Consider the following 15,276-nt stretch of genomic DNA (forward strand, 5'->3'; position numbering starts at 1 on the left):
CGGACGTAGTCTACAAAGGCGCATGTTAACGCCCTTGTTGCGTGCTGTCGGCACGCGCCTGTGGGCCGTGGTCGTGCTGCTGGCCTGTGCTGGCGGGGCACGGGCGGAGGATGGCTATGCGCTGTGGATGCGGTACCAGCCGGTTGCCGCAACGGTCGCTGCCGATTACCGGCGGCAACTGGCCGAAGTGGTGGCCCCGGATTGCACGCCGATGCAGCGCGCTACCCGCGACGAGCTTGCGCGCAGCCTCCCTGGATTGCTGGGAGCGGCACCGCCAATGCGAACGGCAATCAGTACTGACCATGCCCTGGTGCTGGGCACGCCGCAATCCTCGACCCTCGTCGCCGCGTACGGCAACGAGATCGCCACGTTGGGCGACGGGGGGTTCCTGATCCGGCGGGTCCGGATCGAGGGGCGCGATGTACTGCTGGTGGCGGCACGCCAGGATGTCGGCGTGCTGTACGGCACCTTCCATCTGCTGCGCCTGCTGCAGCGTGGCACGTCGCTGCGGGGGCTGGAGGTGCGTGAGTCGCCTCGGGTCGCACTGCGTGTGCTCAACCATTGGGACAACCTGGATCGTTACGTCGAGCGTGGCTATGCAGGCAGCTCGCTCTGGGACTGGCAGACGTTGCCGCAGTGGCGTGACCCGCGCTACACCGACTACGCCCGTGCCAACGCCTCGCTCGGCATCAACGGCACCGTCCTCAACAACGTCAATGCCAGTGCGATGAGCCTGTCGCCGGCCTATCTGGCCAAGGCCGCCGCGCTGGCCGACCTGTTCCGCCCCTATGGCATCCGGGTCTACCTGAGCGCGCGCTTCAGTGCACCCATCGAACTCGGCGGCCTGGCAACGGCTGATCCCCTGGATCCGGCTGTGCGGCGCTGGTGGCGCGACAAGGTCGATGAGATCCATACGCGCATTCCGGATTTTGGCGGCTTCCTGGTCAAGGCGAACTCGGAAGGGCAACCCGGCCCGCAGGATTACGGTCGTTCCCATGCCGACGGCGCCAACCTGCTGGCCGACGCGCTGGCGCCCTACAACGGTGTGGTGATGTGGCGGGCCTTCGTGTATTCGCACGTGGTTCCCGAAGATCGCGCCAAGCAGGCATACAGCGAGTTTGTCGGGCTGGACGGCGCCTTCCGCCCCAACGTGATCGTGCAGGTGAAGAACGGCCCCATCGACTTCCAGCCGCGCGAGCCGTTCCACCCCTTGTTTGGCGCGATGCCGCGCACGCCGCTGATGATGGAGCTGCAGATCACCAAGGAGTACCTGGGTTTTGCGACGCACCTGGTGTACCTGGGAACGCTCTACGAGGAAGTGCTGCAGGCCGACACCCATGCACGCGGCGAAGGCTCCACGGTCTCCCGCGTGGTCGATGGCTCGCTGGAGGGGCATGCGCTGACCGGTATCGCCGGCGTCGCCAACATCGGCGTGGACCGCACCTGGAGTGGCTCGCACTTCGATCAGGCCAACTGGTACGCCTTCGGCCGACTGGCCTGGAACCCGCAGGAATCCGCGCGCGCGATTGCCGAAGACTGGGCAGCGCTGACCTTCTCGCCCGACCCGCAGGTGACCGGCCCGATCGTGCGGATGATGATGGACTCGCGCGAGGCGGTGGTGGATTACATGACGCCGCTGGGCCTGCATCACCTGATGGCACGCGGCCATCACTACGGCCCCGGCCCCTGGGTGGACGGCGGCCCGCGTGCGGACTGGACGTCGGTGTACTACCACCGCGCAGATAGCAAGGGCATCGGCTTTGACCGTAGCGCCAGCGGAAGCAACGCCGTGGGCCAGTACGCGTCGCAGGTGGCCGAGGTCTATGGCGACCCCGAGCGGGTGCCCGAGTCGCTGCTGCTGTGGTTCCATCATGTGCCGTGGGACCGCCGCATGCGCTCGGGCAGGACGCTCTGGGACGAACTGGTCGGGCGCTATTCGCGCGGCGTGCGCCAGGTGCAGTCGATGCAGGCGACCTGGGCCGGCCTGAGCGACCGGATCGATCCGCAGCGGCATCGGCACGTCGCGGCGTTCCTGCAGATCCAGCACAACGAAGCGCAATGGTGGCGTGACGCCAGCGTGGCGTACTTCCAGTCGCTCAGTGGCCGGCCACTGCCCGCCGGCGAGCGGCCGCCGCCGCATCCGTTGTCGTACTACCAGGCCTTGCAGTTTCCGTTCGCACCGGGGGATGGCCGATGAGCAGGTTCGGAGCGGTCGGGTGTGCGCTGTTGATGATGGCTGCGGCAGTAGTGGCGATGCCGGCCGCGGCGCGGGAAACGACGGGACTGCTGCATCCCCTGTTCAAGGATCACGCGGTCCTGCAGCGCGACCGGCCCATTGCGGTCTGGGGGCACGCAGGCCCCGGGCAGCCGGTTTCCGTGACGTTTGCGGGGCAGGCGGTGAGCAGCCGGGCGGACGCCGCAGGCCGCTGGCAGGCGATGCTGTCCCCGGTCGCCGCTGGCGGTCCCTACACGCTGGAGGTAAACGACGGAACGCGCCGGCAGACGGCGCGCGATGTGCTGATGGGCGACGTGTGGTTGTGCTCGGGCCAGTCGAACATGGAGCTGCCGGTGTGGCGCTCGCTCAACGCTGCCAGCGAGATCGCCTCGGCCACGATGCCACGGATCCGGCTGTTCACCGTGCCGCAGGAGGGGGCCGCGCAGGCACAGCAGAGCTTCAAGGGCGACCCTGCATGGATAACGGCAACCCCCGACAGGGTGCGCGACTTCTCCGCAGCCTGTTTCTATTTCGCGCGCGAGCTGCAGCGCACGGCTGCCGTGCCGATGGGCTTGATCCAGGCGGCGTGGGGCGGGTCCCGTATCGAGGCGTGGACCAGCCCGGGCGCGCTGCGCGGGCAGGGCGGCATGGACGAGCCCCTGGACATCCTTGCTCAGTCTGCCCACGACCCGCAGCAGGCACATGCACGCTGGGGTCGCTACTGGCAGCACTGGTGGGCCACACGCGAGGGCGCACTGTCAGGTGACGCACCATGGCGGACGGATGCCGATGACCGCGGATGGTCGCGCGCACCGGCCACACTGGGCGCATGGGAGCGGTGGAACGAGCCCGCACTTGCCGACTACAACGGCATGGTCTGGTATCGCACGCAGGTGATGCTGAGCGCTGAACAGGCTGCACGCGGCGCGACCCTGGAGCTGGCATCGGCTGACGAGGTGGACGTGACCTGGGTGAACGGGGTCGCCGTCGGCAGCCAGTACGGCGCCGGCGAGAGGCGCTACCCGTTGCCACATGGCCTGCTGAAGGCAGGATCCAACAGCATTGCGGTCAACGTGCTGGACACCTACGGCGAAGGCGGCCTGGCCGGTCCTTCAACGGCACACCGCCTGCAGTTCGATACCGGCGAGCGGGTGCCACTGCAGGGACCGTGGATGTATCGGGTTGCGCCGGGCCAACAGGCGCCGCCGTTTGCCCCGTGGCAGGCCGCCACCGGGCTGTCGACGCTGTACAACGGAATGATCGCACCGCTCGGGGGCTTCGGGCTGCGCGGCATGCTCTGGTATCAAGGTGAATCGAACACCGGCGATGGTGCGGCCTATGCAGTGCGGTTGCGTGCGCTGCGCGAGGACTGGCGGCGGCAGTTCGGTGCGCGCACGCCACTGCTGCTGGTACAACTGGCCGGCTACGGCCAGCCGCCGGCTGCGCCCGCCGACAGCGGCTGGGCGCAGGTGCGTGAGGCGCAGCGGCGCGTCGCGGCCGAGGATGCGCAGAGCGGTCTTGCCATTGCCATCGACATCGGCGACGCCTACGACATCCATCCGCCGAACAAGCAGGAGCTCGGGCGCCGCCTGGCGCGCGTGGCACGCCATGTCGTGTACGGCGAGCAGGGCGTAGCACCGTCGGGCCCGCGAGCGGTCACCGCCGTGCGGACACCCACGGGCGTCGCCATTGCGTTCGAGGATGTCGAAGGCGCGCTCACCGCGACCGGCGCACTGCGTCCGATCGGCTTTGAACTGTGCGAGGCCAGGGGCCATACGCGCCACTGCGAGTACGCCGATGCCGGACTGGATGCGCGCCGGATCCTGCTGCGCGGCCCGCTGTCCACGCGCGCAACGCATGTGCGCTACTGCTGGGCCGATGGCCCGGTGTGCACGCTGCGCGACCGCAGCGGGGCGCCGGCCGGCCCGTTCGAACTTCCCATTGCCGAAGCCGAGGCCCGACGATGATGACGTTGTCCAAGCAGTCCCCTCTGGCCCGCGACAGGGCCGGCTTGAGGTCGATGGCGCGACACCTGCTGGGGGCGTTGTTCCTGCTGTCGGCCGCAACCACCCGGGCCAGCGCGCCGCCGGATGCTCCCCCGGTGTACTTCGACTGGTTCGAGTACCGCGGCAATGACCAGGCGTTTGAAGTGCCGCTGCCGGCCGGCCACTACCGCAATCCTGTCTTGGCCGGCTTCCATGCCGATCCCAGCGTCGTGCGCGCGAACGGCCGGTTCTACCTGGTCAATTCCAGCTTCACCTACTTCCCGGGCATTCCGGTGTTCGAAAGTGCCGACCTGGTGCACTGGAAGCAGATCGGCAATGTGATTGACCGCCCCACGCAACTGGATTTCGACGGCCTGAGCGTCTCGCGCGGCATCTTCGCGCCGACCATCGAGTACCACGACGGTACCTTCTACGTCGTCACCACCGCCACCGACAGTGGTGGCAACTTCATCGCCACCGCGCGCGATCCGGCCGGTCCGTGGTCCGATCCGCACTGGCTGCCCGGCATCGATGGCATCGACCCGTCACTGTTCTTCGACGATGACGGCAAGGTGTACCTGGTCAACAACGATGCACCGCCCGGTCCGCCGCGCTACGACGGGCACCGCGCCATCTGGATGCAGCAGATCGATCTGGCGGCATTCAGGCCGGTCGGGCCGCGCCGGGTGCTGGTTGACGGAGGCGTGGAGCCGGCGAAGAATCCCATCTGGATCGAGGGACCGCATATCTACAAGCGGGAGGGCTGGTATTACCTGTCCGACGCTGAAGGAGGTACCGGGCCGCAGCATTCGCAGGTGGTGCTGCGCAGCCGCACGGTGTGGGGCCCCTACGTTCCCTATACGGGCAATCCGATCCTGACCCAGCGCGAACTGCCGGACGACCGTCCACTTCCGATCACCAATGCCGGCCATGCCGACCTGGTCGAAGGCCCGGATGGCTCGTGGTGGGCGGTGTTCCTGGCCAGCCGTAACTACCAGAAGCAGCACTACAACACCGGGCGCGAGACCTACCTGTTGCCGGTACGCTGGCAGGATGGCTGGCCGCAGATCCTGCCGGTTGACCGGGCCATTCCCTATGTGGCCAAGGCCCCCGCGTGGATGCAGGGCGAGGCATCCCAGGCCCCTTCGACCGGCAATTTCGTAGCGCGCGACAATTTCGATGGCCCGACGCTTGATCCACAGTGGCTGCGCGTGCGGGTGCCCAGGCATGCCTGGGCCGACCTGGCCACGCGCCCCGGCATGCTGGCCGTGCACCCGCTCGCCGAGGATCTGGACACGCTGCGCAATCCGGCATTTCTCGGCCGGCGCCAGCAGCATCTGCGCTTCGAGGCGAGCACCGCGATGACCCCGCCAGCTTCCGGAGTCGCCGCCGGTCTGGCGGCGTTCCAGAGCGAGGCGTACTGGTACTTCCTTGGCGTTCGTGACCTTGGCGGGGGGCGCCTCTCGCTCTTCCTCGAAGCGCGCGACGGTGGCCGCAGCACGCGGACGCTGGCCAGCCGTGAAGTACCGGTGCCTGCAGCACTGCGCCTGAAGATTGCCGGCAACGAGGGCGACTATGCGTTCTCGTTCGACACCGGCGATGGGCAGGGCTGGCAACTGCTCGCAGGCGGGGTGGACGGCACCGTTCTGAGTACGGACCGGGCAGGCGGCTTCGTGGGCGCACTGCTGGGTCCTTTCGCGCGCGACGAGCGCACCGGGAGAAGCAAATGAGGCTGTCGATTTCGTCCAAGGCCCGCCGCCGTACCTTGCGCGGTGGGGCCGCCCTGTTCGTACTGACCTGCGTGGCGGCCGCCGCGTCCGCGGCCGCGCCGCGGCCCTGGCTGGACGTTTCGGCCAGCTTCGAGCAACGGGCCGCCGCACTCGTCGCGCAGATGACGCTGGAAGAGAAGGCCGCGCAGATGCAGAACGCCGCGCCGGCGATCGAACGGCTGGGGGTACCCGCCTACGACTGGTGGAACGAGGGGCTGCACGGCGTCGCACGGGCAGGGCAGGCCACGGTGTTTCCGCAGGCAATCGGCCTGGCCGCGACCTTCGATGTACCGTTGATGGGGCAGGTGGCCACGACCATCAGCGACGAGGCCCGCGCAAAGCACCACCAGTTCCTCCGCGAAGGCTTGCACGGGCGTTACCAGGGGCTGACCTTCTGGTCGCCGAACGTCAACATCTTCCGCGACCCGCGCTGGGGCCGCGGACAGGAAACCTATGGCGAGGACCCGTACCTCACCGCGCGCATGGGCGTGGCCTTCGTACGTGGCCTGCAGGGCGACGACCCCGTCTACCGCAAGCTGGACGCCACCGCCAAGCATCTGGCCGTGCACAGCGGACCGGAGGCCGACCGCCATCACTTCGATGCACGGCCCAGCCGGCGCGACCTGTATGACACCTACCTTCCGGCGTTCGAGGCGCTGGTGAAGGAGGGCGACGTCGATGCTGTCATGGGCGCCTACAACCGCGTGTACGGGGAGTCCGCCAGTGCCAGCCGTTTCCTGCTGCGCGATGTGCTGCGACGCGACTGGGGCTTCAAGGGCTACGTGGTCTCGGACTGCTGGGCCATCGTCGATATCTGGAAGCACCACCGTATCGTCACCACGCGCGAAGCCGCTGCGGCGCTGGCGGTGAGGAAGGGCACCGAGCTGGAATGCGGCCAGGAGTACGCCACATTGCCCTCGGCCGTGCGCCAGGGGTTGATCAGCGAGGCGGAGATCGACGATGCAGTGACCCGCCTGTTCACCGCACGGATGCGCCTGGGCATGTTCGACCCACCGGAGCGGGTGCGCTGGGCGCGCATTCCCGCCTCGGTGAACCAGGCGCCGGCCCATGATGCGCTCGCGCTCAAGGCCGCGCAGGCATCGCTGGTGCTGCTGAAGAACGACGGCATCCTGCCACTGTCGCGCAACACCAGGCGCATTGCCGTGGTTGGACCCACCGCCGACGACACCATGGCGCTGCTCGGCAACTACTTCGGCACACCGGCCGCGCCGGTGACGATCCTGCAGGGCATACGCGAGGCGGCCAAGGGCGTTGAAGTGCGTTATGCCCGCGGCGTCGACCTCGTGGAAGGCCGTGACGATCCCGGCGCCACACCGCTGATCGAGCCGACCTACCTGCGGCCCTCGGCGGACTCGCCCGAGCGCGGCCTGCGCGGTGAGTACTTCCGCACGCCCGACCTGTCCGGCACTCCGGCCCTGGTGCGTACCGACGCGCAGATCGGCTTCCGCTGGGACCGCGGCTCGCCGACCGACAACCTGCTGGCACGCGGCGAAGCGGCACCGGGGCAGGGGATTCCCAACGACCGCTTCAGCATCCGCTGGAGTGGCCAACTGCTGCCACCCGTGTCCGGCCGTTACCGGCTGGAGGTGGCCGGCGATGATGGCTACCGCCTGTATCTGGACGGCAAGCGTGTGATCGATCATTGGGTGAATACTGATCGCCTGCATGCCGGGGGCGTCGAACTGGACCTGCAGGCCGGGCGTGCCTATGCGCTGACACTGGAGTACTACGACGACCAGCGCGATGCGGGCGTGCGCCTTGGGTGGCGCATGCCCGGCGCCAAGGCGCCCTTCGACGAAGCGCTGGATGCAGCACGCGATGCCGATGTGGTGGTGTTCGTCGGTGGCCTCACCGGCGATGTCGAAGGCGAAGAGATGACGGTCAACTACCCGGGCTTTGCCGGTGGCGACCGTACCGACCTGCGGCTGCCCGCGCCGCAGCGCACCCTGCTGGAGGCCCTGCACGGCACCGGCAAGCCGGTGGTGATGGTGCTCACCGGTGGCTCGGCCATCGCCGTGGACTGGGCGCAGGCGCATCTGCCGGCGATCCTGATGAGCTGGTACCCGGGGCAACGCGGCGGCACCGCTGTCGGCCAGGCGCTGTTCGGCGACGTCAATCCCTCCGGCCGTTTGCCGGTCACGTTCTACAAGGCCGGCGAAGCGATGCCGGCATTCGACGACTACGCCATGGAGGGCCGCACCTATCGCTACTTCCGCGGCACGCCGCTGTATCCGTTCGGTCACGGTCTGTCGTATACGCGGTTCGACTATGGAACGCTCCGCCTCGATGCAGACAGCCTCCGCGCCGATGGCCGCCTGGGCGTGGCAGTGGATGTCGCCAACACGGGCACGCGCAGCGGTGACGAAGTGGTACAGCTGTACGTGCGGCGCGAGCACGCCGGCAGCGGCGATGCCGTGCAGGAACTGCGTGGCTTCCAGCGCGTCCAGCTGGCCCCGGGCGAACGCCGCACGGTGACGTTCACCCTGGAGGCGGCGCAGGCCCTGCGCCACTATGACGAGGCGCGTGCGGCGTACGCAGTGCAGCCCGGTGCCTACGAGGTCAGGGTGGGGGCGTCCAGTGCCGATATACGTGCGCGGGGCAGGTTCACCGTGGTGCCCGCGCATGACTGATCGCCCCCGCCGGCATCGATTCCCCTTCGACCAGATTCCTTTTCAAGGATGTCCGCTGCATGGCAAGCACTGAACACGCGCTATCGGTACGCGAGAAGCTCGGCTACAGCCTGGGCGATCTCGCCGCCAACCTGATCTTTCAGACCCTGATCACGTACCTGGCATTCTTCTACACCGACGTCTACCGCCTGCCAGCTGCCACCGCGGCCACGATCATCTTCGTGGTCGGCCTGCTGGGTGCGTTCGTGTTCACGCCGTTGATCGGCATCGCGGCTGACCGAACGTCCACCCGCTGGGGCCGCTTCCGCCCGTGGATCCTGTGGACGGCCATTCCCTTTGGCGTACTGTCACTGCTGGCGTTCAGCACCCCCGACCTGGGCGAGCGCGGAAAGGTGATCTATGCACTGGCCACCTACGCGCTGCTGGTCTGCGTTTACGCCGCGAACAACCTGCCGTACTCCGCGTTGAGCGGCGTGCTGACCGGCAGCATGGCCCAGCGCAACAGCCTGTCGGCCTACCGCTTCGTGGCCGTGATGATCGCGCAGTTCATCATCCAGGTGCTGCTGATGCCGCTGGTGCTGATCCTGGGCAATGGCGACCGGGTGCGCGGCTTTGAACAGGTCATGACCGCCTTCGCACTGATCGGCACGGTGTTCTTCCTGATCACCTTCGCCACCACCCGCGAGCGCATCGTGCCGACGCGCGAGCAGACCGGCGGCATAGTGCAGGACCTTTCGGACCTGCTGCACAACCGCCCGTGGCAGGTGATGCTGGCGCTGACCGTGCTGGTGTTCATCAACCTGGCGTTGAAAGGCGGCACCTACATCTATTACTTCCAGTACTACATGAGCGAAGCGGCGCTGGCCGGCTTCCTGGAAAACTCAGGCTTCAACGGCCTGATCAGTGCATTGAATGGCGCCCTGGCCAGCGCCGGTTTCGCGGCGTTCACCTGGCCGAAGGATGCGGCCACCTCGGCGTTCAGCCTGTTCAACGCGTGCGGCATCCTCTGCATGATCCTGGGTATCGGCGCATCACGGCGGCTGGCGGATCGCTTCGGCAAGCGCGATGTCTTCGGTGGCGCCCTGTTTGTCTCGACCCTGTTCCTGCTGGCCTTCTACCTGTTCCCCCCGACGGCGGTGGCGGTGGCGTTCGCAGCCTTCATGCTGCATGGCTTCTGCTATGGCATCACCATCCCGTTGCTGTGGGCGATGATCGCCGACGTCGCGGACTACTCGGAGTGGAAGAACCATCGAAGGGCAACGGCGATCATCTTCTCGGCGATGTTGTGCGGGCTGAAGATCGGCCTCAGCGTCGGAGGCGCGCTGGTCGCCGCGATCCTTGCCCACTACGGCTACCAGGCAGGACTGGCGCAACAGCCTGAGGGCGTGGTGCAGGGCATCCGCTTGACCGTAAGCGTCTACTGCTCCCTTCCTTTCCTGCTCGCCGTGGCGCTGCTGTTCTTCTACAGGATCGACAAGCGCACCGAAACCCGCATCGAGCAGGACCTCCACCTGCGTCGACGTTCCGCCGACGCCTCCGCGTAACGCCAAGATGACAACCATGATCGACCTCCATGCCGGCGAAGACGGCCAGGCCAGCAAAGCCCGTCTTGCGCAGCTCACCGCGCACGCCATTTCGCAACCGCTGGTGACCCACATCTACACCGCCGACCCTTCGGCGCACGTGTTCGAGGGGCGCCTGTACATCTATCCCTCGCACGACATCGACGGTGGCCAGCCATTCGACGACGAAGGTGGCCATTTCGGCATGCAGGATTACCATGTGCTGAAGATGGATACGCCCGATAGCGCGGCCATGGATTGCGGCATGGCGCTGCACGTGCGCGACGTGCCCTGGGCGCGGAAACAGATGTGGGCCCCCGATGCCGCCTGCCGCGATGGCCACTACTACCTGTACTTCCCGGCCAAGGACGCCGAGGGCCGGTTCCGCATCGGCGTGGCGATCGGTAAGCGGCCGGAGGGCCCGTTCGTGCCCCAGCCGGAGCCGATCAAGGACGCGTACTCGATCGACCCGGCCGTGTTCGAAGACGAGGATGGCAGCCACTACCTGTACTTCGGCGGCATCTGGGGCGGGCAGCTGCAGAAGTATCGTGACAACCAGTACAGCGAGGCCCACGAGGAACCCGAGGGCAGCGCGCCGGCCCTGGGGCCGCGCGTGGGCCGCCTGGATGTCGGCATGACCGAGCTGGCCGAACCCACCCGCGAAGTGCAGATCCTGGATGAGCATGGCCAGCCGCTGCGTGCGGACGACCATGCGCGCCGCTTCTTCGAAGGCCCGTGGCTGCACAGGTACCAGGGTCGCTACTATCTGTCGTACTCCACTGGCAACACCCACCAGCTGTGCTACGCCGTGGGAGACAGCCCGTATGGCCCGTTCACCTACGCTGGCGTGATCCTCACCCCCGTCGTGGGCTGGACCACCCACCACTCCATCTGCCAGTTCGAAGGGCAGTGGTACCTGTTCTATCACGATGCGCTGATGTCCGGCGGCATCACCCACCTGCGCTCGGCCAAGTGCACGCCGCTGCACATGGAGCCGGACGGAAGCATCCGCACGATCAATCCGTATGGGGCCTGAGCGCATGCTGCCGGTGGATGATGCGCTGGCCCCGCTGCCGGCCGGTGAACTGCACTGGCTGAGATGCGGCGAACTGGAGGTTGCGCTCGCCGCAGGGGCGGGCGGGCGCGTGGCGCACCTGCGTTACCAGGGCGTGGAGTGGCTGGTGGATGCGCAGGAGGGCGGGGCGGCTGCGATCGCCTGGGGCTGCTACCCGATGGTGCCCTGGGCCGGGCGCATCCGCCATGGAACGTTCCGCTTTGATGGCAGGCCGCATCGGCTGCCGCTCAACTTCGACGGGCATGCCATTCATGGGTTGGGCTTCTCGCGACCGTGGCAGATCGACCGGCTGGATGCGGCGACAGCCAGGTTGGCGCTGGCGTTGCCGCACGACGGCTACTGGCCCTTCGGTGGCATTGCCATGCTGGACCTGCAGCTGCAGGCCCACACCCTGCAGATGCGCCTTTCGGTCCAGGCCGGCGAGCAGGCGATGCCGGCGGTGCTGGGCTGGCATCCCTGGTTCCGGAAGCCGGACCGGCTGCTGTTCACGCCTCGTGCGATGTACCCGCGGGACGAGGAAGGTATTGCCACGCTGCCCTGTGTGGATCCGACCATCGGTCCCTGGGATGACTGCTTCATCGCCGACAGCGACATCACGCTGATACGCGAAGGCCAGCGCCTGCGGCTGCGCTCGGACCACGACCATTGGGTGGTCTACGACGGCACGCCGCACGCCACCTGTGTCGAGCCGCAGAGCGGTCCGCCGGACGGCTTCACGCTGGCGCCGCACCGGCTGGAGCCCGGCCAGTGCCTCGCGTTGACGTTCGACCTGGCGTGGGCGGCGGACAGCAGCTGAAGCCCGGCCAGGGCCCGCAATCGCCCTGGTTCCGGAGTGTCGGTACGCCGCCCGGACCGGTTGTGGACCCTGGTGCATGACACGGGCTGCGCCTCACCACCACGTGCCATCTGCTACAGGTTCCAGTCAACCCGCATGCCCGCGATCAGCGCATTCGGCAGGTCCAGCTGGCGTGCGGGTTCGTTTAACTGGTCCGGATGCACGATGTAGTGCAGGTTCGGCGCGACCCGAAGCTGCGGGGTGACCTGGATGGCATAGCTCAGCTCCATCATCACCTGGCTCCCGCGCGGGGTACCGCTGCCACCCGCTGCGGCACGGGCAAGGCGCAGGTTTTCCAGTGCGATCCTGCTGTACTTCTGTTGGGTCACGACAAAGGCGATGCTGTCCTGCGGCCGGCGGGCGAACGTGCCTTTCTGCACCAGCCCGGCCTGCAGGAAATGATCCTCGATCAACTGGCCGGAGGTGCCCTTGAGCGCCGCACCGAAAAAGGTCAGGCCGCGGCCGGCGCCATCACTGGTGAGTTGCTGCTCGAAGCGGGCGAACGCGCCTGAGCGACCGTGACGTGTCGCGTACTCCTGGCCACTGAGCAGCGCGGGAATGCCGTTGGCATCGCGCAGCGGATCGCGATAGGTCGAGTTGTCCTGCCAGCCACCGAGTTCGTAGCGGGCTTTCAGTCGTGCCGAAGCAGGGCTGCGCCAGCCGATCGTGTAGGGCACGATCCAGCCGGTGGCCTGGTTCGTATTCCACTTCAGGCCATGCTGGCCATCCTCGGCCTGGCTGGGATCAACCTGGTAGGCGCCGACGCGCACGTAGACATCGGGCGTCACCCAGGCCGTGGCATCGGCCATCCAGCTCGATACCGGCCACCAGGTGAAGTTGCTGGTACGGAATACGTAGGTCGGGTTGCCGCAGGCCGAGTTGCCCTGGAAGTACTGGCACAGCTCCGAACCGAGATGATGGATGTTGGCGACGCTGCGTCCCGCCTCAAGCACCAGCCGGTCGTCCAGCAGTTTCTGCTCCAGCGTCAGGTTGGCCAGGCGCGTGCCCTGGCCACCGTAGATCTCCTGCACCGAGGTGCTGTTGCCCGTGCTGCTGTTGGCGAGGTTGGTGCCATGACGATTGATGCCGTAGGCCTTGATCGTCGCGCCTCGCCAGCCAAACGCAGCGTCCAGGTCCACATCGGCACCGAACATCAGCTGGCCGGCATAGGCCGTGCCGCTCCGCTTGCCCCCATCGAGCGTGGCGGCGGCTTCGCCGGTGTAGGCGAGCTTGGGAGTGAAGACGTCGCTCGCGTCTGCGGTGGTGGCCAGGGATGGCAGGGCAAGCGCGATCGCCATCGGCAACATGTGTCGGGAAGAGCGGGTCATGGGCGAGGGTCCTTGTGCAGGGCGTAGGTCGCTGCGCCCCTGCGTGCGCAGGGGAGGTGGAAGGGGCTTGGTGATGGGGTGGATCAGGCCGGCGTGGTGACCGGCTTCTTGAGGATGCGCAACGCGACTGCAGTGACGGCCACGCCCGCCAGCAGTGCCAGCAGGTAGATGCCGAGGTGAGTGACTGCGTTCGGGATCGGCAGCACGAACACGCCGCCGTGCGGCACCTTCAGCTCGACGCCAGCGGCCATCGAGATTGCACCTGCCACGGCAGAACCAAGAATCAGCGCCGGAATGGTGCGCAGCGGATCACGCGCGGCGTAGGGGATCGCGCCTTCGGTCACGAAACTGAGGCCAAGCACGCCGGCGGCACCGGCCGTGCCGCGCTCCTCGGCGGTGAAGCGGTTGCTGAACAGCCATGTCGCCAGTGCGATACCCAGCGGCGGCGTCATGCCGCCGATCATCGTCGCCGCCATCGGCGTGTAGACCTGGCTGGAAATCAATGCAGTAGAGAACGCGTAGGACGCCTTGTTGACCGGCCCGCCCATGTCCACTGCCATCATTCCGCCCAGCAGCAGGCCAAGCAGGATCGCGCTGCTGCCTTGCATGCCGCGCAGCCAGTCGGTCAGCCAGGCCAGCAGCCCGGCCACCGGCGTACCGATCACATACATCATCAACAGGCCGGCCAGCAGCGTGCCCAGCACCGGCAGGATCAGCACCGGCTTGAGGCCTTCCAGGCTGCGCGGCAGGCGCAGCGCACGGTTGATCCAATGCACGCCGTAGCCGGCGATGAAACCGGCCAGGATGCCGCCGATGAAGCCCGCATCCATGTTGACTGCCACCAATCCCCCGATCATGCCCGGGGCGATGCCCGGGCGATCGGCGATGGAGTAGGCGATGTAGCCGGCCAGTGCCGGCACCATCAGCATGAAGCCGGACTTGGCGCCGATCTGGAACAGCGACCAGGCCAGCGTGCCCTTGTGTGCATCGTCGAAGGCATAGATGCCGCCGAGTGCGAATGCCAGTGCGATCAGCAGGCCGCCGGCAGTGACGAACGGCAGCATGAACGACACGCCGGTCATCAGGTGCTTGTAGGGCCCGGTGGCCTTGGTCTTTTCGGTCGTGCGCCCTGAAGTTGCCGTACCTGCCTGCACGCCGGCCTCGGCCAGCGCCTTGCGGATCAGGTTCTGGCCGTCGTTGATCGCCGGTTTGGTGCCGCTCTTGAACAGGCGTTTGCCAGCGAAGCGCGACAGATCGACTTCGCGGTCTGCGGCGATCAGGACGAGGTCAGCAGCCGCGATTTCCTCGTCGCTCAACGCGTCCTGCGCGCCGACCGAGCCCTGGGTTTCGACCCGGATTGCATGGCCCAGCGCTTTGGCGGCCTGTTGCAGCCCCTCAGCCGCCATGAAGGTGTGAGCGATGCCGGTGGGGCAGGAGGTAACGGCAACGATGCGCTTGTCCGCATTCGTGCCGGCGTCGTTTGAATGTGCGGCCGCGAGCGGTGCGAGCGCCGCAACCGGGTCGTCCAGTACTTCGCCCAGGCTGGCATGCGCGATCTCAGCATTGGCGAAGCGCGCGATGTCCGCCTCACCATCACCCACCAGCAGCAGGTGCGTCGCGGCGGCGGCGTTCGATGCAGGCAGTGCGCCGGTCACGCCCTGGTCGCTGCGGATCTCGATCATCAGCTCGAGCCCGCGCTGGCGGGCGGCGCGGCGCAGCGCTTCGGCGGCAAGAACCGCCTCGATGCTGCGCTCGCCAGCGGCGATGACTACGGTGGAAGCGTGCATGGGAACTCCTGGAATTCTTCGGGTTCGTCCTTGCCGAGGGCGCTGCGGTTGGCGTGAAGCCAGCCGCCG

Annotated in this window: 9 protein-coding genes; 7 read left to right on the top strand and 2 right to left on the bottom strand. The window is 67.5% G+C overall.

The features are described from left to right. Nucleotides 1-22: 22 nt before the first annotated feature. Genes G5A07_RS00480 through G5A07_RS00510 form a run of 7 tightly spaced genes read left to right on the top strand, consistent with a single transcriptional unit; the run spans nucleotide 23 to nucleotide 12,053 of the window. Nucleotides 23-2,197, top strand: a complete 2,175-nt coding sequence (locus tag G5A07_RS00480; RefSeq protein ID WP_262405766.1) for an alpha-glucuronidase family glycosyl hydrolase — start codon at nucleotides 23-25, stop codon at nucleotides 2,195-2,197. Nucleotides 2,198-2,229: 32 nt separating this feature from the next. Next, the gene (locus G5A07_RS00485; protein ID WP_191862430.1) at nucleotides 2,230-4,182 is read left to right on the top strand and encodes a sialate O-acetylesterase; all 1,953 of its coding nucleotides are present in this window, start codon (nucleotides 2,230-2,232) and stop codon (nucleotides 4,180-4,182) included. A gap of 53 nt (nucleotides 4,183-4,235) precedes the next feature. Beyond that, nucleotides 4,236-5,930, top strand: coding sequence for a glycoside hydrolase family 43 protein (locus G5A07_RS00490; RefSeq protein WP_049409720.1), 1,695 nt, complete (start codon nucleotides 4,236-4,238; stop codon nucleotides 5,928-5,930). Beyond that, nucleotides 5,927-8,620, top strand: a complete 2,694-nt coding sequence (locus tag G5A07_RS00495; RefSeq protein WP_262405767.1) for a glycoside hydrolase family 3 protein — start codon at nucleotides 5,927-5,929, stop codon at nucleotides 8,618-8,620. The genes G5A07_RS00490 and G5A07_RS00495 overlap by 4 nt, the downstream gene beginning before the upstream one ends. Nucleotides 8,621-8,679: 59 nt before the next feature. Further along, the gene (locus tag G5A07_RS00500) at nucleotides 8,680-10,164 is read left to right on the top strand and encodes an MFS transporter (protein ID WP_057504068.1); all 1,485 of its coding nucleotides are present in this window, start codon (nucleotides 8,680-8,682) and stop codon (nucleotides 10,162-10,164) included. Between the two features lie 16 nt (nucleotides 10,165-10,180). After that, nucleotides 10,181-11,218, top strand: a complete 1,038-nt coding sequence (locus G5A07_RS00505) for a glycoside hydrolase family 43 protein (RefSeq protein WP_010485713.1) — start codon at nucleotides 10,181-10,183, stop codon at nucleotides 11,216-11,218. Further along, nucleotides 11,208-12,053: an aldose epimerase gene (locus G5A07_RS00510; protein ID WP_191862333.1), complete on the top strand. Its 846-nt coding sequence runs from the start codon at nucleotides 11,208-11,210 to the stop codon at nucleotides 12,051-12,053. The genes G5A07_RS00505 and G5A07_RS00510 overlap by 11 nt, the downstream gene beginning before the upstream one ends. A 113-nt stretch (nucleotides 12,054-12,166) precedes the next feature. Here the strand turns inward: G5A07_RS00510 and G5A07_RS00515 are convergent, their stop codons facing one another. Beyond that, nucleotides 12,167-13,420, bottom strand: a complete 1,254-nt coding sequence (locus G5A07_RS00515; RefSeq protein ID WP_191862335.1) for a carbohydrate porin — start codon at nucleotides 13,418-13,420, stop codon at nucleotides 12,167-12,169. 83 nt (nucleotides 13,421-13,503) lie between these two features. Continuing rightward, nucleotides 13,504-15,207 (bottom strand): fructose-specific PTS transporter subunit EIIC, encoded by a 1,704-nt coding sequence (locus tag G5A07_RS00520; RefSeq protein WP_191862336.1) that lies wholly within the window; start codon nucleotides 15,205-15,207, stop codon nucleotides 13,504-13,506. Nucleotides 15,208-15,276 lie beyond the last annotated feature (69 nt).

Source organism: Stenotrophomonas sp. AS012628 (assembly GCF_010608305.1).
In the GTDB taxonomy this organism is placed as follows: Bacteria; Pseudomonadota; Gammaproteobacteria; order Xanthomonadales; family Xanthomonadaceae; genus Stenotrophomonas; species Stenotrophomonas geniculata.